This is a genomic window from Pedobacter foliorum, assembly GCF_013266735.1.
In the GTDB taxonomy this organism is placed as follows: Bacteria; Bacteroidota; Bacteroidia; order Sphingobacteriales; family Sphingobacteriaceae; genus Pedobacter; species Pedobacter foliorum.
Window position 1 is genome coordinate 53,808 of the sequence record NZ_JABSNU010000010.1, and the last position, 21,914, is coordinate 75,721.

Here is a 21,914-nt window from a genome sequence, read left to right on the forward strand (position 1 = left end):
TGAAAATTTAGAATAAGAAAGTGAAGCCAGGGCCCTTCTTAGGATGTTGCATTTCTTCAAATTTGTTAATTTCAGCAGACAAATGCCTAATGTACTCCTCATCCATAAATTTCCTGAAAATGTTAATGTCCTCATGTTTACGAGTATCAATGAGTGCTTGATAATAGTCGGATTTTGTTTCATTGTGTACAATTGCAAGTGGTAGTTTATGTACAGCTTGAATATAGTTCATCAACAATCTGGAAGTTCTGCCATTTCCATCATAAAAAGGATGGATACTGACTAGGTTGAAATGTGCATCATAGGAGAGATTTAACTTTTCCCGAACGTTTAGATCCTGTTGCATTCGTCCGGCAAGATCCAAAGCCAAATTCTTGGTTAACATCTCCACCTTATCGAAATTAGGAAAATACGTATCCCCAGCCACTACATTGCCTTTACGAAAAGCTCCGGTAGCAGCATCAATTGTTCCAAACACTGTATTGTAGGTACTTGCGGTATTCTTTACAATCAGTGAATTTAGCTTTTGAATAAACTGGCTGGTTATAGTACTTCTTGTTGTGGCTTGTTCTAAAGCATATTTAAGTGCAGCATAGTGATCAGTTACCATCAGACTTTCATGCAGAGGCTTTCCTTTTGGCGTCAAACCTTCACTAAGTAAAACCTGTGTTTCCACTTCAGTAAGGGTTGAGCCTTCAATCCTGGTAGAATGATGAACGATAGAAATCAGATTAAATTTTTCATGATCTATCACCTGATCTATCCCCAGTTTCTGATACTGCTTTATGAGTTTGATGATGTCCATTGTCTTCAATGCAAATGTAGTTAATTTGGTGTTGTGTTAGACCTGCAATTTTTATGCAGTCCTTTTTGGAGATATGTTCAAATGGCTATATTACTGTTTGTGTAATCGCTACCAATAAGGGGTGCCCCTTATATACAATAGAGATTATTCTCCTGCCGATGGTTTTAAGGTCGCTAATGGCGGAATGGTATCTTGGCCGAAACTTATGGTGGCCCTAAGCATTATAGTGGCAATAATAAAAATAGCTCTTATCTTAAACATCTGAGTGCGTTAATTACAATACAATAGTAGTAATTTAACGGGGGCGTTTCAACTGTCTGTTAATAATTCAGTACTTATGCGCCTTACTCACTGTTAAATGAGTTATATTGAATTATAATTGATATTGTTCAATCGTATAACTGAGCTTAAACCTTCCAATGAAAAAATGTTGTTTACTTGTTTTATTACTTATCAATTTTTGCGGAGCAAAATCTCAAATAAGGAAGTCCATTGAAATTGGAAAAGTTGATAGTCTGTACAGCAAAATTTTAAAGGAAGAAAGAATAATAACAGTTTATCTACCCGACAACTTTAACCCTGCATTTAAGTATCCGGTTGCATATATATTAGATGGCGAATCATTTTTCCATTTTTATACGGGAGTTTCGTCCTTTCTTGCTAACAATAGCATAATTCCTGATATGATTATTGTTGGAATAACCAACACAGATAGAAGTAGGGATTTCACTTTACCACCCGATTCATCAAGTAGTTATAAGCCGAATGGTGGTGGTGAAAAATTTATATCTTTTCTCGGCAAGGAACTTATACCTTTCATAGAAGAAAAATACAATGTAGCACCATATAGATTAGTTTTAGGTCATTCAGTAGCTGGGCTTCTTGTGGCAAATATACTTGTAAAATACCCTGCTCTTTTCAATTCTTACATTGCTTTAGATCCCGCTATATGGTGGAAAAACTCTGATATTAGCAAAAATGCACTAAACTTATTAAAGCCAAATTCTTTAAAAAATAAAGCCTTTTTTCTTGCTATGGCAAATAGTAATCCTGTAGGTATCTTAAACTCCAGCAAAGTAGCTAATGATACCACGGGTTATACTAATGCTATGAAATCAGTTGTGCACTTTGATGAGCTTTTGAATAAGCATAAGGAAACTGGTCTTCAGAACACATTTAAATATTACCCTAATGAAAATCATAATTCAGTTCCCTTAATAGCTACATACGATGCACTGAAGACTTTGTTTAGTTTTTATAAAAGACCGGGCTTTCAGATACTGACAGACAGCTCAGCAACAGTTTTAGAGAATCATTATAAAATGTTGTCTGAGAAAATGGGTTATACAATACTTCCCTCAACGACTGATATTAGTGGGTTGGCCTGGCGAAGTAAGGTTTTGGATAAAAACTTCAAACGAGCTAAAATGTTTCTGGAAATGTACATTCGGCTATATCCTAACGATGCAAACGGGTATATCGAAATGGCAAGATATTATGATGAGTTAAATGATCAGAAAAGTGCGGCAGAGTTCTTAGAGCAGGCAAAACAGAAAAATAAGTAGTGGCTTAATTGGAACATTACCATATTGTTTAATTTAGCTTGTACAAGCATGACCATAAGAATTGAAATATCAAAAAATCTAACAGAGGATCAAACCAATCAAATTGATCACTTATGGAATCAATTATATCCAATCAAACTAAAGAACAGGTTTAAACTACTGTTGAAAGATATAAAGGAGTATAATCACCACATTTTATTTAATGAATCAGACGAAGTAATTGGTTGGGCTGTTGCCTTCCTGAGGGATGAGGAGATATGGTTCTCTATTCTTGTACATGCCTCAAATCAAAACAAAGGGTATGGGAAAATGTTAATCGACAGTTTAAAGCAGAATAGTGAAAAACTATGTGGTTGGGTTATCGATCACAATAACGACTTAAGACAAGACGGTTCAACCTATTATACACCAATGCAATTCTATCAAAAAAATGGTTTTATAGTAACGGAAGAGAGAATTGAAACTGATATTATCTCAGCGGTTAAAATTAGATTTCAGGCATAACTTATCAATACTCCAATCAATTAATCAATATCCAAAATAACCGTATATTAAAGTCGATAAAATCGCCTCAATGTTTAGATTAATCCTTTTTCTTTTTATATCAGTACTCTTGTTTTCCTGTAATTATCCAGGCGAAGGAAGTTTAGGTGGCTGGGCGCTTATTACATTTCCAATAAAGAAGGATGAGTTTAAGTTAGCCGTTGACAGCCTTAGAAATTCAGATTTTGAAAATGAAATTCCAGAACGATTGCAGTACGATTCCGAATATTGGAAAGGAGATACTGCTGGTGCAATGGAAGGAGAAGTATTATACATTAAAAAGGATCACGAAGAGATGTACTTCTTCTCTTATATACCGATGGAAGAGGACCAGAGTAAAATGTCAACTATGATTGCGCTAAGGTCTGTTTTTAGAGATGGAACTTGGTACAGAAAAGCAAATCTGGATACCACTGTACAGAAAAGAGTTTCAAAACGGTTTTACGAAGAGATTATAGCAAAGCTAGAATTAATTACAAATACAAAGTCTAAATCCGAAAATGAGACATACGAACAAAATGATCATGAAGATTTGAGAAATAAATCAGATTTTGATTTGATTGTTAATTTGGGTGAAAATACTGAAGGGAAAAAAAAATTAAGTATTAAGGGAAAGGTGGATAGTATTGCGGCGATACTTATGCACGGCAAGTTTGATGTTTCCAGCGTGCATGAATTAGAAAAAATATGTGCCCATTCGGATGATTTAACGATGCAGTCCTTTACTGCAATTGTTGAAGAACTGTTTTATAGTCACATGGCTAGCTTCACCGATTATTATCTATCAAATCCGAAATCCTGTCTGAATGGGAAATTAAAGCAAAGTATGGAAGAGTATATGTCTGTCTATACACCAGTAGAGAGGATAAAAAAACGTGCTGAAAAAGAGAAAAGAATTCTAAAAAAAGCTGAACAACAACACCTCACGCCAAAGCAACTTGCTTACCTTCACACGCTACTTAACAGCATTAAATAGTGAAAAAATGAAAAAAGAAATATCTACCCTAATAGCAATTTTTTATTCACTTATTATTATGAAAAATTCATTTCATACATTTAAGAGTTATGCGCAAGCCTAATATGCCTAATAACCATAGTATTTCCAGTCCTTCGGCATATAGGTCTTTAACAAGATAGGGAAAATATTTCAGCCCTTATTTTCCTTTATTAATTATCAGAACTTTAGTTTCCAGCTTATCTCTTGTTAAGGTTACAGAATTTACCTTTCCATTGCTGAAATCGAATTTTAACAAGTTAGGGTAATCTACAAGCTTAAAGGATCCATTTTTCAGGTACACCAACTCTTGATCATTTTTCCCTTTAAAGTGTTCCAAAAGTTCAGATTCTACATAAAGACGGTTATTTTTTTCTACAATTTTGGTTTTCATACCCTGTCCATAAAGGAAATCATCATACGTTCCTATTAGTTTTTCCTTTACACTTGCAGGAATTTCCTGAATTTCTTCACTAGGTTTTTCTTTATTCCAGTCCATTACTGTCAAAATCTTCCGTTGGGTTTGGGTCATTACAGGAATCCGATTTGGTTTTTCGCCATTGGCAAGAAACACAAAGCCATTCCCGTCTACCATAGTAGCAAAAACACTACCACCAACCCCTGTGTTTGAACCATTGCACGAAAACCAATCATAGTTGTTGTACCCAAAAGATTTTTGCCATCCATATCCCCAGCCAGCCACAGCATCTTTTAAAGCAGTTACTGCTGTTACTTTTTTGGCAATACTATGAGAAATCACTTTGTTGTTTTTATTACGTAAGGCATTTTGTATCTCAATAGACAGCTTAGCTAAATCCGAAGGTGTAGACCACATTCCTGATGGGCCAACTTGTGGTGTAATAGGTAAGCCTGTTTTAATAACTTTTGCATCTTTATCATGAACAAGAGCAACATTCGTTAAAAAACCTTTTTCATTAGGCTGTATCATTGTTGTGTTTTTCAAGCCAAGAGGAGCAAAAATATATTCTTGTGCAAGTTCAGCAATAGACTTATTTAAAGTATCCTCCAAAGCCATTTGGATAATTACATAACCACCTCCACTGTATTCAAAACTAGTTCCAGGAGTAAACAGGAATTCAATTTCCTTATCATATCTAGGTATCTGTCCTAAAAGACTTTGTTTTATTGTCGGAATGGTATCTCCTTCATAATAGTCTGCAAATCCACCTTGATTTGTGCCAGAGGTATGATTAAAAAAATGTTTCCAGGTAGGGCTATTGTTTTCAGTAAACTTACTTTTTGGCAAATGCCAACGTTTTAAGTACTTATCTATTGGATCATCTAAATTAATTAAACCTTTCTCCTCAAGTATATGGCAAAGCAGCGCAGTTATTGGTTTTGAAATTGATGCTGTAGAAAAAGCAGTGTTCTCATCTAGTTTTTCCTTTGAATTCATTGATTTCACCCCAACTTGGTTCGAATATATAATCTTATAATTTTCAAAAACAACAAGGCTAAATCCTGGGAGCTTGTATTTCTCCAATTGTTGTTCAATGTGTAAGCTGTCTGTTATAAAGCTATAATCTCTTTTTTTCGACAAAGCTTTATTGCGTGTCTGGCAACTCGAAACTGTTAGTAGAAGAATTAGTAAGTAAAAAGTACTTTTCATGGTCTAGTTTTTTATGTTATAAATTATTTAAATACCGTGTCATAAATCTCATTCAATAGGTTCTGTCTCATTTTTGAGTTCCTTTGGTTTAGAAGTATAATGATGCCCCAATTTTTAGCCCTATTGTAGCATATGATTGAAGATTGACCCATAGAATCTCCTGTTTTCATATAAATCGTATTTTTATCGTCCGTTACAATGTTTGTACCTAATCCCATTTCTCTTTTTTGATCTTTATAGAAGATTTTTTCAGTAATGATGGCCGCTTTACCAACTGCGGTTTCTTTATTTAAAACTGCTTTTAAATACGTAACCATATCAGCAGCATTAGATTTTATCAATCCGGCAGGAGCCGTAACATTCCAATTAAAGAACTCCTGAATATCACCATTTGGACTGTGCCCAACTGTTCTGTTCTTTACATCGAATTCCTTGGTTAGCGTATTTTTCATCTTTAATGGCTGTATTATTTTGTTTCTGATAATTTCATCGTAACTCTTGTTATACAATCCTTCTAAAATTTGACCTAGCAAAGTATATCCAATTGTAGAATAACGATACTTACCATAGTCTGTTAGTTCAGTACAATTATTAATCAAACTAGTCAATGTTTCTTCGGTTACACTGCTTACAGGCTGCTGCGGATTTAGTGCTATTAACTTAGCAAAGTCTATATCGGGCAAACCAGATTGATGAGAGGCCAGGTCAGAAATCTTTATTTTGTTTTTAAGATTTTCATGCAACACATACGCTTTAGGAAGAAAGCGGTCGATATAATCATCAGTTTTTATTTTGTTATCAATAACCGCTTGTGCAATTAAATTTGAAGTTAAAATTTTGGTGATGGATGCGATTTCGAATATGGATTTTTTATTGATTTCAACCTGATTTTCTGCACTCAAATTACCATATGCTGTAAAGTGTTCTTCATTGTTTTTGATAAAACCAACGCTAATACCTACCTCAGGATTTTTTTTATAACTATCCTTTATTATTGAATCAATCTTTTTTGAGATGTCTTGTCCAAAACAAAAGTTGCTTAGTAATAATAGTGCTGCTAAAAGTTTTAATGAAGTTTTCATTGTACCGAATTTTATGTTAAAAATTATTTCGATACAAACATGAGGAAGAAAGCGGCGCTACGCGACCGAGTAAAAGTAGTCGTACTCATTTGTTTCAAAAAAAGAGTACGGGTAATTAAAACGAGAAGTACGAGTAATTACAAATTACTGTTTTACAGTCCTTTGCGATAGGAGGTAGGGGTGTTGCCAGTATGCTTTTTAAAAGCCGTATTAAATGAAGATTTTGAATTAAAACCTACCTCGTATAGAATTTCTAAAACAGTAACCTTACTTTTTGTAACATCTTTTAAAATATCCATAGCGCTCTCTACACGATAGGCATTAACGAAATCATAAAAATGCTGTTCTAATTTATGATTAATTAAAAGAGATAAGTCGCGAACAGGAACTTTAATACCCTTGGCAACATCTTGAATTGTTAAAGAAGGATTAAGAAATGGTTTTTCTTCGACCATATACTGCTGCAGTTTCAATAATTCTTGATTGTATTCTTTTTCGTCTACAGTTACTTGGTCATTATTTTTTTCTTCTAAAATAAGGTCCGAAACAAGTTTTAATTTCGAATCAATATTTCTGAATAAACCGGGATTATTTAGTGCTTTATATAAATACCAACAAATAATAAACGGTTGAAGTACCAGGATTCCAATTCTTATCCATTCAGAGATGTACGGATAATCAGAAAATTTAAAGACATTTTTTAGAATGACAATTAAATATAAAGCAGTTAGTACGCTGGTAAATTGAAACAACCAATTATAAGCGTTAATACTGGTACCTGCATAATTTTCAAGATATAGTTTTTTTGCTTTTCTCAATAGCATAAAAACGGCAGTAAAATAGATAACTATTTGAAGATGAATAAGGATATGAAAGAACTGTAGTTCAAACATATCTTTCCGGTTCATAATAAAATTAATTTTAGCAGCAGTATCTACGCTATAAAAACGGGGTAATAAAAGTAAATTAGCTATTAAAAATGGAAGCAGATGAAGTAGATATTTCGGCTTAAGCTTGAAATCAGTATAACAAACAGATAAAACATAGAGGTGAAAAACAGGTATTTGAAAGAAAGAAAGTGTATTTCTTAGCATTCCCAGATTTGAAGGACCATCAGCTACCAAATTAAATAAAGGGTGACTAGTATCTATTGCAGTTAATAATAGAAAAAGAGCAAATAGCACATTACTTGTTTTCTGTTTTGTTTTAACCGTTAGCAGAAAAAATGCAAGAAATACTGAAATGAATAAAGAGATTGTGGTAACAATAACTAATAAATTGATTTTGTCCATTCCTTATTCTTTTTTGGCCAGTTTTTTAGATTTTCAGTTAGTGCGGCGAATTTAAATAAATTTTTCACAAAATAGACGCAAACAATATTCAATAGATTTAAGCTAAAACACTATAAATAGATACCATATGGCTTATAATGAGCAATTGGCCAATCGGGTAAGAGAACTACTGATTGACAGAGAGGATGTAATAGAAAAAGAAATGTTTAGTGGAATCTGCTTCATGGTAGATCATAAAATGTGCGTCTGCGTTTCGGGAGAGGAGCTGCTCTGTCGTATAGGCAAAGAAAAAGTAACAGAGGAATTGGAAAATGGCAATTGTCGGAACATGATGAACAACGGCCGCCTAATGAAAGACTATGTTTACGTGGAGGATATCGCCATTAACAACCAAAAGAAACTAAAATATTGGGTAGACCTCTGCCTTGCATTCAATCCACTAGCCAAATCAGCTAAGAAAAAAAACACTTAGTAGTATGTAATATATTGATGAAATATATGTCTGATGTATAGTGGTTTATGTATTTTGGTTGTTAATCTTGTTGATGGAATTTGGTTATGAGAATAAAAAAAAACCGATTGAGGGTGATCTGTTCAATGCTCTTATTGCTCGTTGTTGGGTTTTCGGTTAATGCTCAGGATAAACAGAAGGAGATTGAACGCCTCATTGCCACTTATCATAAACTGGGTAAGTTTAACGGGACTATTCTTGTTGCCCAACAGGGAAAGGTACTATTAGAGCGGGGTTATGGCTTTAAGAATATTCGTAAAGGAACGAGGAATGACCAAAATACGATTTACCAGGTTGCTTCGGTTACTAAGCCCTTTACTTCGGCGGTGGTGCTAAAGCTGGTAGAATTGGGAAAGTTGCGCTTGTCTGATTCCCTGAGTAAGTTTTATCCTGATTTTTCTAATGGTGACAGTGTAACGATCAGTCATTTGCTGTCGCATACCTCGGGGATTTCGGATACAAGCCAGAATATTACTGGGGGGACTGAGGAGAAAATATTTGTTGAAGCCTTAAAGGGGCAAAACCTTGATTTTAAGCCAGGAACAGACTGGAGGTATAGTAATGCTGGATATATACTGCTTGGATATATTATAGAAAAGGTAACGGGCTTGAGCTATTACGATGCGGTACGCAAATATGTATTTAAACCGCTGAGAATGCGCCAAAGTGATTTTGATTTTATCAAACTGAAGGATAGGAATAAAGCTACTGGATACTGGGCATTTCCTTTAGACGGGAACGCGAATACGGCAGAAGTGATGGGGTTTGAAAGGCCCAGGGCAGCTGGAGCAATCTATTCGACAGTGGGTGATCTGTATAAATTCCATGTAGGCTTACAGCAGGGTAAAGTAGTAGCGGATAGTTTACTGGCTAAAGCTTACACGTCTATTCGTGCAAATTATGGGTATGGCTGGTTCATTGATTCAGTTTTCAGGCAGAAGACGGTACACCACAGCGGAGACATATGGGGCTTTAGATCAGAATTTGCACGCGTTCCAACAGATGACATATGTATTGTAATGCTAAATAATATTCAGGACGTGTACTTACATGTGATCTCGTTGAAAATTCTGGCAATCTTGTATGAGGAGCCATACCAATTTCCGGCGGAGAACAAGGTTCATTTGGATAGTGCAACTTTAGCAGTTTATGAGGGGGACTATCAGCTGAGACAGGGGCAATTGATCGGATTGAAAGTAGATCATGGCAGATTAATGTCCACGACTAACATCACGCAGGAGATGTATGCGCAGCAGAAAGATGTATTTGTGCTTGATAATGGTAAAGAACAGCTAACAATTAGCTTTGAAAGGGATACTGATGGCAAGGTGGTTTCGTTGTCTTTTTTGAATACCGATAAGAAAATGGTTTGCAAAAAGGTAAAGTAGCAATGGCTTAACCAATTTTTATATGAAGGATGATTCATAACCTAAAAAAATATGTTAGGTAAAATTGGTAATGCTATTTAAAAAGCTGAGCTTGGTAGAAGAGTATCACAAGGTAATTATGCTAGAAAATGTAGAATTTATTATTGCAATTAAGAATAACGATTTCATTAAATCGATTATTGCGAATAATAGCTTTTCAAAAGTCAATGTGTCGCAATTTGATTATATCAAAGAGTGGGATGATTGCTATTTTTTTAGAAATTTTCAGATCGGAAGTTGGGTGTTTGATTCGGTGAGGATTTCAATTTCAACTGGAGATCTTTTCATGACATTTAATACGTCTGACCCAACAATTTCTAGCAAACTTCCTCTCATTGTCGGTACTGGACCAACCTATCAAAAAGCCATACTCCCAAAAGAACCAAGTATGATGCGAACTAAGGTTGGAAAAGTCAATGTTGAGGGAAAAGTATTGCGTGTCTCGTACGTGATTTCCGAGCCTTATGGTGCTCAGATTAAAATTTTTATAACTGGTAGTTAAATTAATGCATCCGATTCCGTTCTTCTCTACTACTTAATGAGTAGGCCGTTATCGAACAAAACGACCGTTATCGGACAAAAAAAAAATCTAATTAAATTTTTGGGAGGCATTTTTTTTTATACTAAGTGTTATAGTATTTTATCATGCAACTACAGCAGTGATGAGGAAAAGGTTTTTAGATCTCTTTATTCTTTATTAGCTCAAAAACACTAACTTGATATTCATGAAAAAACCTTTACTCTCATTAATACTCTTACTGTTAGCATTTAATACCTACTCACAAATATATCTAAATCCAGGTGTCGATACCACTTTAACTGAGGTTAAAACAGCACTTCGTTTTTATACAAATTATCTCGATGGTTTTAATGGGAAACAAATACCCGATTTATCATCTTACTGGTCTGCCGCTGAGCTCAAACAAAGAAAGATACCAGATCAATTAATTTATGCAATCAATGACAATCCATTGTACGCTCAGGGTTATCGTCCAACTATTTTATACATCAGATCAAAGTCTAAATATGTACATATCAAGACTCAGTTTTCCTATGCAGATTCCTCAGGGAATATAATGACTATGGCTGTTACCAATCATTACATTGGAACTGACGACCATAAAAAGCCTTATTTTATTAATCCAATGACAGAAAATCTTGCCGACTGGCGGATTAAAACGGTAAGAAATGTTGATTTCTATTATCCTTCAAATCACAAATTTAACCACAGAAGGGCAGATAGCCTAATCAAGAACATTGTCAAACTTGAAAAGGAGTGGAACCTCAAGCCCATTCATATCAAATACTACCTCTCAGATGATAATGATGAATTGTATAAACTGAGAGGTTTTGACTACACCGTAATGATGGGAAACAAGCTAAAACCTTCTGGAATATCTGATGATCGTGACAACCAGGTTTTCTGTGGAGGATACGGCGAAAATTACTTTCATGAAGTTGTGCATGTTTACCTCAATCGCTTACATATCGGTTCTCCTATTAGGGAGGGGTTGGCTGTACTTTATGGAGGCAGCATGGGCCATCCTATTAAATGGCATCTCAAAAGGGTTAACCAATATTTACGAGAGCATCAGGAAGCCGACCTAAGCAAAATAGAAGACTTCTGGTATACAGACCCATATACAAATCCTGGTAGTGCAATCCAAGGCATGATTTGCAAACTTGTTTATGAAAAAGATGGAATTAACGGTTTAAAAAGATTGATGACCTACAAAAGCTACCAAGAACTATTTGAAAAAGAATTTAATGTTTCTACAGAACAATTGAATGCTTTTTTAAGACAAAAAATTAATGAAGAAGCAACTTAATCTAAAAGTATCATTATATTCAAAAATATGGCGGTAATAGATAGAATCGAATTAAGTGCAAAATCCAAGAGCTTGAAAATCCTTAATATATGTGGAGCTATATATTTGGCGGTCTGGCTGTTCATGGTATTGTCGGCCGAAACTTTCAAAAGCGAATACATCAAAACTTTACTGATGGGGGGCACATTCTGGTCTTTGCTAAGTAGGTTATGGTCAAAAGATGCGGGTTTATTTATAGAATGGCGGCCGGATCAGGTTGAATTTAAAACTCATAATGGATCTGGTCTTATTGATATCAAGATGTTAAAGCATATTGATGTTGGGTTGGATGAGATTAAGGCATATTTAGAAAAAGATGAGGTTCAGGTGATCAATATCGCACGTTTTTCAGATTATGATACCAGATTGAAAATTAAAGAGCATTTCTCCCAACTCCAAAAAGAATTGAAAATTGTTTAAATCTATCGATAGGACAAAGATTTCTTATCTGTTGGGTAAATATGCAGCTACTTTTTTTTAAGCGTTAATTTCAAGCTTATATCCTTTTCCACGTATAACAGCAATTTTAATATTCGGATCAACTTCTAGTTTTTTTCTAAGTTTTGATATGAACATATCCAGACTGCGCCCTACAATAACACCTTCATCTTCCCATATCTCTTTTTGCAGTCGGCTTCGCTCTATGGTTTCGTTGGGCGACAATGCAAAAATGAGCAATACGCGGGTTTCCGTTCCGGTTAAGTCTATTGCCTTTCCATTTATGGTGAGCTTTCTGTTCTTCGCATCGAACAACACTGAGCCCAAAGTGTACATGCCGGTATTTTCACCGTGAGTTAAAGCTCTTCGCGGCTTAACGGATCTCAGAAAAATAAAACCAACAAATGCTAAAAATGGCAAGCTGCCCAATAGATATTTGTTCTTTGTTGTATTTATGCCTGTCGATTTAAATTTTATGTTAATCATGTAACGTGCTCTGGGCTGCACTCTGCCTAGACAAGCTATAATATCATCTTTTTTATTTTTTGATATAGCGTATCCATAAGCTACACTAGAGTTGCCAGAGTTTAGAACGTTAACAATATAATCACGTGCTAGGGGGTCTTGAGCCAACAAACGTCTGGTAGTATTTACCAGAGATTCGGGTTGAAAAGTTAGATCATTCTCAAACCTGATTTGGTACTCATTATCAGCGATCTTTTTTATAGGAAGAACCCTAGATGTACTGTCGCCCGACTGTAAGAGTATTTCATGTCCGATCCGACGGAGCAAAACTTCCTTTCTGGCAATATTAAAGTCGTTACCATCAGTTACACTAGAAGCTGCGCAAATTACAGTAATAAACAAAAGCAGCATGAATCCAAAGAGGTACTTACCTTTTCCGGACAGAAGATTTCGGCTATTAAGCATAGTGTCAAGTTTTTATTTACAAAGTTTACATTTTTATTTACAATCCAAATTCTCTGCGATGAAAAATATCAAAGTAGTTTCGTTGAACCAATTAGAAAAGATATGAAAAATAAAAGAAATGTTTTGTATAGCCTGATTATCATGCTGACTGGAGTAATCTATTTTCCGGTACAGGCTCAGCAAAAAAATGATGCTCAGGATGCAGTTGAAACCAAAGACGTGTCCACTTCTCAGGGGCCTAATAGAATGGTTCGTACCATCAAGCAAGATAGAAGGGGGAATATTTGGCTTGCTTCTACTGAAGGTATTATTAGATACGATGGAAAATTGTTTACTAATATTACAAGTAAAGCAATGCAGGCTCGCTTTTTTTCTGTTTTAGAAGATAAAAAGGGGAATTTTTGGTTCGCTTCTGTTGGTTCAGGGGTTTATTACTACAATGAGAAATCCTTTAAAAATTACACAACAAAGGATGGGCTTGCCGGTGATCAGGTCACTAATATTTATGAAGATAAAACCGGCAATGTTTGGTTCGGCACTGGAGTAGGAGCAAGCCGTTACGATGGGAAATCCTTTCAGAATTTTAAAATGAAAGAAGGGCCAGTTCCCACTGGTGCTGATTCTATCCATGTGTCAGTTTACCAACATCCGATTCCAGATGGTAGTTGGATGCATAATGATGTTAATTCTATCATTGAGGACAAAACAGGAAAATTTTGGTTTGGTACTAGGGGATATGTTTCCATTTATGATGGAAAGACATTTACCACCGTAACCAATAAAGAGGGTAAACCTTTTGCTAATGTTCGTTCGATAATTAAAGATAAAAAAGGCAATATTTGGCTGGGAGGTTATGATGGCCTTTGGCGCTATGACGGTATTACATTTACCAATTTTGCCCAGAAGTTTGTTGGGAATATCTACGAAGATAGAAAAGGTAATATTTGGACTAGTTCAGAAAGCGCTTCGGGCAAGGGTTGGTCACTTTTACGGTATGACGGCAAGACATTGTCTGATAATAAGCCTGTTGTAACTGAAGTAAAGTCTGGAGAACCAATGATTTTCGGTATAATTGAAGCAAAAGATGGAAGTATTTGGTTTGGTACGGTGAACGGAGTTTGTCGTTATGATGGGGTTACTTTTAATGACTTTAAAGCTAAATAGGGGTAGGTGTTCGGCAGCGTACGGCCGATGTTCAATAATGAACGGTTTCTGCCGTAGATTTGGAAAGAAAGCGGGGTGTAGTAGTGATTTAAAGCATTTGTTGATCTTGGCACTAACTTGGTTAATTGCAGTTCAATCTTATCTTTAACCAATAAACCTTTGCCGCCATGTTCAGACTCAATTTAAAAATCGCTTTGAGAAACCTCTGGAGAAACACGACTTCTTCAGTGATTAATATTGTTGGTTTGGCAATTGGTCTGGCATCCTGCCTTTTACTGCTCTTGTACGTGAACTACGAATGGAATTATAATAAGGGATTTAAAGATGCCGACAAGGTTTATCAGGTAATGATCAATTTCCAGGACGCATCAGGAAAGGTTACCAGTACCTATAGTGCTCCAGGGAATGGCATCCACAGCGCGATCAAAAATCGTGTGCCGGAAGTTGATGCGGTAGCACGCCTGGCCGGAGGCGGGGAAACGCTTATTGCCAATGGCAGAACAAGCTTCAAAAAAGTGGTATTATTTGGAGATCCTGAGCTATTGAAGATCTTTAATTTCGAGTTTATAGCCGGTAATCCAGCTACAGCGCTTGATGTACCCAATTCTGTTGTGGTAACAGAACGGACTGCAAGGCTGTTGTTTGGTGGTGTCAATGTGCTGAACAAAAGCATCAAATATGAAAACGAAAGGGATCTGATAATCACTGGGGTGATCAAAGACGTTCCGAGTAATACTGCCCTTAAGTTCGATTATGTTTTACCCTGGTCTTTTTTAGAATTGTTTAATGAAAATGCTAGAAATGGGGGGTGGGAAAACTTTAGCTGGCCAGTAATGGTAAAGGTAAACGACCCCTCAAAAGTGGATTTGATAAACAGCAAGATCAAAGGTCTGTTTAATGAGCGAAGCAAGGATACCAAAGGGGAGAATTTCATATTTCCATTCGCTAAAACACATCTCTATAGTAACTTCGTTAACGGAAAAAGTGTTGGTGGTGATATAGAAAAAATTTATCTGTTTATTGGTTTGGCCTTTGGTATCTTATTGATCGCCTGCATCAATTTTATGAATATGGCTACTGCCAAATCCGAGCGCAGGGCAAAGGAAGTGGGCATAAAGAAAACAATTGGCGCCACAAGGTCTTCGCTGGTAATGCAGTTCCTTACCGAAGCGATGGTACTGACCTTTGGCAGTGTATTACTGGCTGTAACCGTTGTAGAGCTGGCTTTGCCCATGTTTAATAATTTGCTGGGTATAGAACTTGTAATAGACTATGGCAATGCCTGGTATTGGCTGGTTATTTCTGGCGTGGTAGTACTAACCGGATTACTATCAGGCTTATATCCTGCGCTGTTCCTCTCTGCTTTTAACCCTGTTCAAACTTTAAAAAGAAAGGCCGCAAGGGAAAAGGCAATCCCTGTGAATTTGAGACAGGTATTGGTTGTGGGGCAGTTTTGCTTCGCCATTATGCTAATCATAGCTACCCTAGTGATCTACAAACAGATCGATTTCATTAAGAACAGGCCGATTGGCTACAGCGCAAATCTACTGGCAGAAATGCCGCAGGAGGGCGAGCTCTCCGGCAAATTTGAGGTATTCAAATCGGAAGTTCTGAAAACAGGTGCCGTCACCGCCGTTAACCAGGCGGCTGGCAGTCTCTCTGGCGTGAGTAACTGGTTTACGGGTTTCGAATGGCCCAACAGGCCTCCAGGAGCCGAGGATATTCGTTTTAACCGTTTGGAAACCAATTATGATTTTGTGAAGACCAGCGGCGTTGAGCTGATCGCAGGGCGTGATTTTTCTAAAGACTTTGCGTCTGATACAGCAGGTGTTCTGCTGAGCAGCTCTGCGGTGAAGGTGATGAACCTTCAAAATCCGGTGGGCACAAGGGTGAAATTGAATGGTAATGATTTGCATGTAATTGGGGTATTTAAAGATATCATTTGGGATTCGCCATATGAGGCTGAGAAACCGATGGTTATCAATTTTAATAGGTATAAAGGCTATAGGATCAACATGCGCCTGAACCCAGCCAACAGTTTGAACCGTAATGTGGAATTGATCTCAGCCGTTGCAAAAAGGCTCAATCCGGCCTATCCGGTCGAAATCAAGTTTGTAAACAATCTGTACGCCCAAAAAATGCAGTCTGAAAAGATCCTGGGCATACTGGCCAACCTGTTTGGCGGCATCGCTATATTTATTTCCTGTATGGGGCTTTATGGCTTGGTGGCTTACAGTGCGGAACAGCGCACGAAGGAATTTGGTGTGCGCCGTGTACTGGGTGCCTCAGTGAGCAATATTATGAGATTGCTGTCGGTTTCATTCTTGAAAATGGTATTTTTTGCTGCTTGCATTGGCGTACCATTGGCTTATTACCTGATGAACAAATGGCTTACTAATTTTGAATTCCGGACAAGCATACCTTTATCCATTGTACTGATATCAATAGTGGGCACTGCTGTGATTGCTTTTCTAACGGTCAGTTTTCAGGCGTACAAGGCTGCTAAGGCCAATCCTGCGGAGGCGCTTAAGTATGAACAATAAGAGAAATATAATTTATATATTTAGGATAACCGAGTAACCGATCCTTGTATGAAGAATAAAATCCTAAGTCTTACGCTATCAGGCGTACTTATATGTGCTGTTGGCTTCGCTCAAACGCAAAAGAATAAAAAGAGCAATGCAGCAATTAAACGTGTTACCCCGTCAAAGAATACCGAACATATTGGAACCTGGAAGCTTATAAGCCAGAAAATTACTTATGAAAACGGTCAGATTTTAATATCAGACAGTGGATCTGTTTTTTTGCGAAAAATATTAACTCCTACAAATTTTGTTGTAATTGTAGAGAAGAAAATGCCGGAGTTAAACAATAAAAAACTTGCCGCTTCAGTTTCCGGCGGAACCTATTCTTTAGTAAACGGAAATTATCAGGAATTTACTAAGTATGCGGCTTTCAATGGTTTTGAAGATATGAAAATTAACTACAAACTAACGATGGAGAATGGCAAACTGCATACAATAGGCACCATCGGGGGACCGACTATATACGAAGAATTCTATGAAAGGGTGGAGTGGTAGCAATGATGAAAATATTTAAATATATCTGTTTTATAGCTTGTTCGTTTGAGTGAAACTTATATATATTAGTCGAAACAAAATATGTATGTAATGAACTAATATTATATTTTTGCAGAATAATCCAAGAAATTGGAGCATTTAGCACTTTAGAATCTCGATACAGAAACCTGAGAATTTTCAATACAAACGAGAGAATAAGTGAGGAATGCTCACGCCGTTAAAAGCGTGGGCTTCGCTTATTTCGTTTGTGGGTCTCTCAGGACCTCTGTAGCGGTAGGTGGGGTTCCACGCTTTTTGCGTTAAATGGTGCCCTTACCAGATTCCATATAATATCAGCTCGTGATAACTAAATATGGAGGTACTCACATGAAAAAATCAAGGAAACCAACTAATCATGTTATGATTAAAGCCTATACAAGAAGTAAATTCAATAATGTGCAATTTGCTATCCTGCATATTTCAGAAAACTGGGCGGAACTTATAAATGAACATTTAGAAGCAATTAGAGACTTTAAACAGGATTTCTACGTACGTAGCCATGTTTTTTGGTGTACACCTTTAAAGTTCTGTGAAAATCCTGTGGGTGAGAGGCTTCCTGAGAAAATCTTACCTAGACTTGAAGACTGGGCATTCATCACTCTGGGGCCTGAAGAAGAAAAGACCTTGCCAGAGCTTGAAAGTGATGTTGGGTATCATGAGTTAATCATCACAAAGCATGGTATAGCGCATTATAAAGCTCATGGCGGACATTTGGGCGAGGTGTTCTTGACAGAAGAATTTAATCTATATAAACTATTAGCTAAATTGTAAAGAATTCATTCTGAGCATGAATTGCTAACAAGCCTGGCTGAGTTTATAGGCGACAACTATTTCCTATTCGTTTTAAATGGATTAACTTTTCTTTATCTTTATTAAAAGAAAATTAATAATATGAAGATATTAATTCTAAGCTTTTTGATAGGAGCGTGTTACCTCTCTGCTTTTAGTCAATACAAATTTACTCTTGTAATTAATACTAAAACCTTATCTGACGCAAAAGGTTACCTTAATGTTTTCAATAATAAAGATTTCATTCCCTTAGGAAAAGATTCTTTTCAGATTGTAAATGGTAGCGCTACCATTACCGGGCAGGTAAAACAGCCTAGCAATTTTGCGGATTTAATAGTTTCATACAAAGGAAAAGATATACAAAACAATTTTGTGCTTGATTCTGGCAAAAATAACATAAGTCTGGAAGTACCAGATGGAGAGTTTAAGTTTTTAACATTAAATTCTGATGCAAAAGGAGGTATTATTTATAAAGAATTAGGTGATGTTTTTGTTGAGGCTACCGCTCGTTATCGCAAATCTATTGGGGGAAGTGGCTATATACAAATACCAATGGAACTTCATGACCAAATAAAGGGAGATCAAATAAAACGATTGGAAGCTTATCCAAATGATTATGGTAGTCTGCTCTTTTTATATTTTCTCAGTCGAACAGATGCTTTGCCTAGTTCCGCCAAAGTTAATCTGGCAACTTTAGCAAAGTTTAGTGATGACCTTAGAAATTCTCCATTGGGAAAACAACTCTATGACGAAGAAACAAGTCTTATAAATAATAAAATTGCGGCTGGCGCAGGGATGGATGTCCGGACATTTAAAGTGCCAGACATAAACAATAAGCTGTTTAGTAACAGTTCTTTAAAAGGCCAGCCCTATGTAATTGTTTTTTCTGCTACTTGGTGCGGACCTTGTCAGAAGCAATTGCCGAAACTGAAGAAACTATACCAAACCTATAAAGGGAAGGGTTTAAAGGTTGTTTATTTTAATGACGACGACAACGTAGTTCGATGGAAAGAGCATGTTTCAAAAAATAAACTCACTTGGATAAATGTATCTGAAAAGTTGAAGCCTAGTTTAAGTAAAATCTCAAAATCTTTTGGTGTGTATGCGATTCCAACATGCTTGGTGGTTGACAAAAAAGGAATGATCGTTTACAATTCCGACGAATCTGATACGGGTATCAGTCGTATTGAAAGCTACATTAAGAAAGTGGTTAATGATTAGTGTAGTTTTTGCTCATCGCCATCCTGCATTCACTGTCCTTAATTCGTAAACATTTCATTATGAAGCCATAGCATTGGAAATAATGCGAAAAAGTGATAATGACAATTGTTTAAGCGATCGTCATCCTGAATTTATTTCAGGACCTCGCAAGAGAAAGAAAACCTTACTAGTGTGAGATACCGCCCTTCGGCGGCATTACGAACGCATTAGCAGAGTGTTTAAAAACAATCTGTAATTGGTAGTTTACTGTTCATCTAATAAGATCGATGTCATTTGCTCAGGATTATCTAGAAATCCCTTGTACAATTGATAAGTATCGGTCTCTTTATATTTCACTTTATTGATTCCTTCAGGTGTCATCTGATAAATTATAGCGTCAGGATAGGCTAATATAATCGGTGAGTGTGTGGTAATAATGAATTGAGAACGCTTGTTAACTAATTTGTCCATTTGTGCTAACATCGCCATCTGGCGAGTGATTGATAATGCAGACTCAGGTTCATCTAAAATATATAGCCCTGAGCCTCCAAACCGATTCATGAATAGTGCCCAGAACGACTCTCCATGAGATTGCTCATGTAAAGACTTGCCCCCATAAGAATTGATGATTCGTCCTCCTAGCCCTGGTTCTGAATCTCTCGAATCTATCTCAGATGCCAGGTTATAAAAGCTCTCACTCCTTAAAAAGAAACCGTCTCGCATCCTCTGTACACCCTTAGAGATTTTTAAATAGTTATGTAAGTTAGAGTGTGTAGCCTGTGTGTCGAAGTTAAAATTTCTACTACCACCTTCGGCATTAAATCCTAAATTAACCGCTATTGCTTCTAGTAAGGTCGACTTACCCATCCCATTTTCGCCAATTAAATAGGTCACCTTTGGATGAAAGGTTATTTTTTTTAAATTCTGTATGGTTGGAATATTAAAAGGGTAATCTGTAGTGATATCCTCAGGAAGATCTAATTGAACCGTGTTAATATATCCGTTAAAATCCATAGTTCTTTAATAGTTTCTGCAATTATAAGATTTTTACGCTCATCCTTATTAAAATGCCATTGTATTTCCAGAAGATGATTGTGTCATTAAAGGATGCTAGTAGGGTGGTAGGTGTTTATTTACCGACCCGTTGGTAGCCAATAATAGACTACTATCTAGGCTCAAAAATTGGATCAATAGCTGTCCATCTATCTCTGAGGTAGATGCATTTACAAATTTCCGCATCAGAAATTTGCAACATTGACATAGTATCTCTGAAATGGCGCATGCATTGACTATCGATGGTCTCTTCTCTTTTGATGAAGTATTGCCATACGGTACGTATCACATGACTATTGGTAAATACCAAAATAAAGTCTTGCTCGCATTGTTGTAATTGCTTAATTCCTTCAATAATTCGAGCCTTAAAATCAAAAAATGTTTCTGCGCCCTCTCCATGGTGATAATGGATGTCGCATCTGTTCCAAAAATCTGTAACCAATGGTTTTCGCTGTTCAGCAGTGGTGCCGGCACAGTACTTTGGAGAAAGCAGATTAAAATCATGAAAAGGCCAGGTTGCAACAGTTAATTCAGGAAACTTATCTAATAAAGGTTTTGCAGTTTGTTGGGTACGTAGGTAAGATGAGGTGATAATTAGTTCAGGTTTGTAACTAAGGGAATCGGCCAATTCAAGGGCTTGTTCATGTCCCCTTGCCGTTAAAGGAATTGTACTAGGTTCAGTTGCGATGAAGCCAGCATTTGCTTCGCTTTCTCCATGTCTGATAAACCATACTTCTTTCATTATTAACTTTATTATTTGGTCTTTTTATCACCTTGAAAATATCAAGGAAGATTAAGATTGTGGATGTTGTCAGACATTATGCTGATAAACATCGAACAGCTAAATGAAAATACTAAATTATATAAATGAATTCGCTTAGTTTTTTTTTGAATCGCTGTGTAATCGGCTAATGTGTTGGTATAGTGTTAAATAAATTTATGTCTTTAGGCTATTATTGTTGTTTCAACAGGACAAATTGTTGTGGTAGAAGCTGCTGACGTAAAGTAAAAACAAATTGTTATCTTACATATGCTGAAGCTCTCGTACAAACCGGAACTTATAGCCTTATACTTATCTAAAATATGAAAGTAAAAGCTTGTGTCATTTTAATTTTGATTTCTTTTTTCTTAAGCAATGCTTACTCGCAGAAAGTGCCTTCACAAAAGGAAATGGGAGAGGTTTATCGACAGTATTTTCTGGCTAGATGCATCTATTTTGCATTTGGTGAGGAAAAGGTCTTTTCTCAAGACATTAGTCTCGCTGTATATTATGCTGCTGGTAATGAGTTTGACTCAACCAACCACTCCCGTAAACTTGATTCATTAGCAATGAAAATGCTGAATTCAATTACTCCAACTCAGGTTGCTGACTATGAAGGACGCAAGCCTATTTTAATGAGTTGTATTGAATATTATGAGAGTAAGGAATTGAAAAGAGAGATTACTAAGATTTTGAAAATTCCCAGAAAATCGGAGTTATTTGCGCCAATAAATGAGTAATGTA

General features: G+C 36.3%; 21 protein-coding genes. 14 read left to right on the top strand and 7 right to left on the bottom strand.

Annotated elements, in window-relative coordinates; translation table 11 throughout:
- Positions 1–7: 7 nt before the first annotated feature.
- Positions 8–805, bottom strand: coding sequence for a Fic family protein (locus tag HQN83_RS18320; RefSeq protein WP_173092067.1), 798 nt, complete (start codon positions 803–805; stop codon positions 8–10).
- Positions 806–1,224: 419 nt separating this feature from the next.
- Here HQN83_RS18320 and HQN83_RS18325 point away from each other — a divergent pair, with 419 nt between their 5' ends.
- From HQN83_RS18325 to HQN83_RS18335, 3 genes are all read left to right on the top strand, one after another.
- Positions 1,225–2,370, top strand: coding sequence for an alpha/beta hydrolase-fold protein (locus tag HQN83_RS18325; protein WP_173092068.1), 1,146 nt, complete (start codon positions 1,225–1,227; stop codon positions 2,368–2,370).
- 48 nt (positions 2,371–2,418) lie between these two features.
- On the top strand, positions 2,419–2,874 hold the full coding sequence (locus HQN83_RS18330) for a GNAT family N-acetyltransferase (RefSeq protein ID WP_173092069.1): 456 nt from the start codon (positions 2,419–2,421) through the stop codon (positions 2,872–2,874).
- 70 nt (positions 2,875–2,944) lie between these two features.
- Positions 2,945–3,889: a hypothetical protein gene (locus HQN83_RS18335; protein WP_173092070.1), complete on the top strand. Its 945-nt coding sequence runs from the start codon at positions 2,945–2,947 to the stop codon at positions 3,887–3,889.
- 178 nt (positions 3,890–4,067) lie between these two features.
- On the opposite strand, the gene HQN83_RS18340 is transcribed toward HQN83_RS18335, so the two are convergent.
- From HQN83_RS18340 to HQN83_RS18350, 3 genes are all read right to left on the bottom strand, one after another.
- Positions 4,068–5,537, bottom strand: coding sequence for a serine hydrolase domain-containing protein (locus HQN83_RS18340; RefSeq protein WP_173092071.1), 1,470 nt, complete (start codon positions 5,535–5,537; stop codon positions 4,068–4,070).
- A 23-nt stretch (positions 5,538–5,560) separates the two neighbouring features.
- Positions 5,561–6,619: a serine hydrolase domain-containing protein gene (locus HQN83_RS18345; RefSeq protein WP_173092072.1), complete on the bottom strand. Its 1,059-nt coding sequence runs from the start codon at positions 6,617–6,619 to the stop codon at positions 5,561–5,563.
- A 152-nt stretch (positions 6,620–6,771) separates the two neighbouring features.
- Complete coding sequence (locus HQN83_RS18350; protein ID WP_173092074.1) at positions 6,772–7,911, bottom strand: helix-turn-helix domain-containing protein; 1,140 nt, start codon at positions 7,909–7,911, stop codon at positions 6,772–6,774.
- Positions 7,912–8,038: 127 nt separating this feature from the next.
- Between HQN83_RS18350 and HQN83_RS18355 the strand changes: the two genes are divergently transcribed.
- The 5 genes from HQN83_RS18355 to HQN83_RS18375 all read left to right on the top strand — a co-directional run bounded on the left by HQN83_RS18355 (position 8,039) and on the right by HQN83_RS18375 (position 12,137).
- The gene (locus HQN83_RS18355; RefSeq protein WP_173092076.1) at positions 8,039–8,383 is read left to right on the top strand and encodes a TfoX/Sxy family protein; all 345 of its coding nucleotides are present in this window, start codon (positions 8,039–8,041) and stop codon (positions 8,381–8,383) included.
- Positions 8,384–8,469: 86 nt separating this feature from the next.
- On the top strand, positions 8,470–9,810 hold the full coding sequence (locus tag HQN83_RS18360) for a serine hydrolase domain-containing protein (protein WP_173092078.1): 1,341 nt from the start codon (positions 8,470–8,472) through the stop codon (positions 9,808–9,810).
- 70 nt (positions 9,811–9,880) lie between these two features.
- Positions 9,881–10,351, top strand: coding sequence for a hypothetical protein (locus HQN83_RS18365; RefSeq protein WP_173092080.1), 471 nt, complete (start codon positions 9,881–9,883; stop codon positions 10,349–10,351).
- Between the two features lie 223 nt (positions 10,352–10,574).
- Complete coding sequence (locus tag HQN83_RS18370) at positions 10,575–11,678, top strand: hypothetical protein (protein WP_173092082.1); 1,104 nt, start codon at positions 10,575–10,577, stop codon at positions 11,676–11,678.
- Between the two features lie 27 nt (positions 11,679–11,705).
- Positions 11,706–12,137, top strand: coding sequence for a hypothetical protein (locus tag HQN83_RS18375; RefSeq protein ID WP_173092084.1), 432 nt, complete (start codon positions 11,706–11,708; stop codon positions 12,135–12,137).
- Between the two features lie 57 nt (positions 12,138–12,194).
- Here the strand turns inward: HQN83_RS18375 and HQN83_RS18380 are convergent, their stop codons facing one another.
- Positions 12,195–13,085 (bottom strand): winged helix-turn-helix domain-containing protein, encoded by an 891-nt coding sequence (locus HQN83_RS18380; protein WP_173092086.1) that lies wholly within the window; start codon positions 13,083–13,085, stop codon positions 12,195–12,197.
- 102 nt (positions 13,086–13,187) lie between these two features.
- Here HQN83_RS18380 and HQN83_RS18385 point away from each other — a divergent pair, with 102 nt between their 5' ends.
- From HQN83_RS18385 to HQN83_RS18405, 5 genes are all read left to right on the top strand, one after another.
- Positions 13,188–14,249, top strand: coding sequence for a ligand-binding sensor domain-containing protein (locus HQN83_RS18385; RefSeq protein WP_217277426.1), 1,062 nt, complete (start codon positions 13,188–13,190; stop codon positions 14,247–14,249).
- A 167-nt stretch (positions 14,250–14,416) separates the two neighbouring features.
- Positions 14,417–16,792 (top strand): ABC transporter permease, encoded by a 2,376-nt coding sequence (locus HQN83_RS18390; RefSeq protein ID WP_173092088.1) that lies wholly within the window; start codon positions 14,417–14,419, stop codon positions 16,790–16,792.
- A gap of 48 nt (positions 16,793–16,840) precedes the next feature.
- Complete coding sequence (locus tag HQN83_RS18395; RefSeq protein ID WP_173092090.1) at positions 16,841–17,329, top strand: hypothetical protein; 489 nt, start codon at positions 16,841–16,843, stop codon at positions 17,327–17,329.
- A 366-nt stretch (positions 17,330–17,695) separates the two neighbouring features.
- Positions 17,696–18,139 (top strand): hypothetical protein, encoded by a 444-nt coding sequence (locus tag HQN83_RS18400; RefSeq protein WP_173092092.1) that lies wholly within the window; start codon positions 17,696–17,698, stop codon positions 18,137–18,139.
- 120 nt (positions 18,140–18,259) lie between these two features.
- The gene (locus HQN83_RS18405) at positions 18,260–19,378 is read left to right on the top strand and encodes a TlpA disulfide reductase family protein (RefSeq protein ID WP_173092094.1); all 1,119 of its coding nucleotides are present in this window, start codon (positions 18,260–18,262) and stop codon (positions 19,376–19,378) included.
- Between the two features lie 243 nt (positions 19,379–19,621).
- Here HQN83_RS18405 and HQN83_RS18410 read toward each other — a convergent pair whose 3' ends face one another.
- Together HQN83_RS18410 and HQN83_RS18415 are read right to left on the bottom strand one after the other, a co-directional pair.
- Positions 19,622–20,371 (bottom strand): AAA family ATPase, encoded by a 750-nt coding sequence (locus HQN83_RS18410; RefSeq protein WP_173092097.1) that lies wholly within the window; start codon positions 20,369–20,371, stop codon positions 19,622–19,624.
- A gap of 151 nt (positions 20,372–20,522) precedes the next feature.
- Complete coding sequence (locus tag HQN83_RS18415; protein WP_173092099.1) at positions 20,523–21,152, bottom strand: histidine phosphatase family protein; 630 nt, start codon at positions 21,150–21,152, stop codon at positions 20,523–20,525.
- A 341-nt stretch (positions 21,153–21,493) separates the two neighbouring features.
- Here HQN83_RS18415 and HQN83_RS18420 point away from each other — a divergent pair, with 341 nt between their 5' ends.
- Positions 21,494–21,910 (top strand): T6SS amidase immunity protein Tai4 family protein, encoded by a 417-nt coding sequence (locus HQN83_RS18420; protein ID WP_173092101.1) that lies wholly within the window; start codon positions 21,494–21,496, stop codon positions 21,908–21,910.
- Positions 21,911–21,914 lie beyond the last annotated feature (4 nt).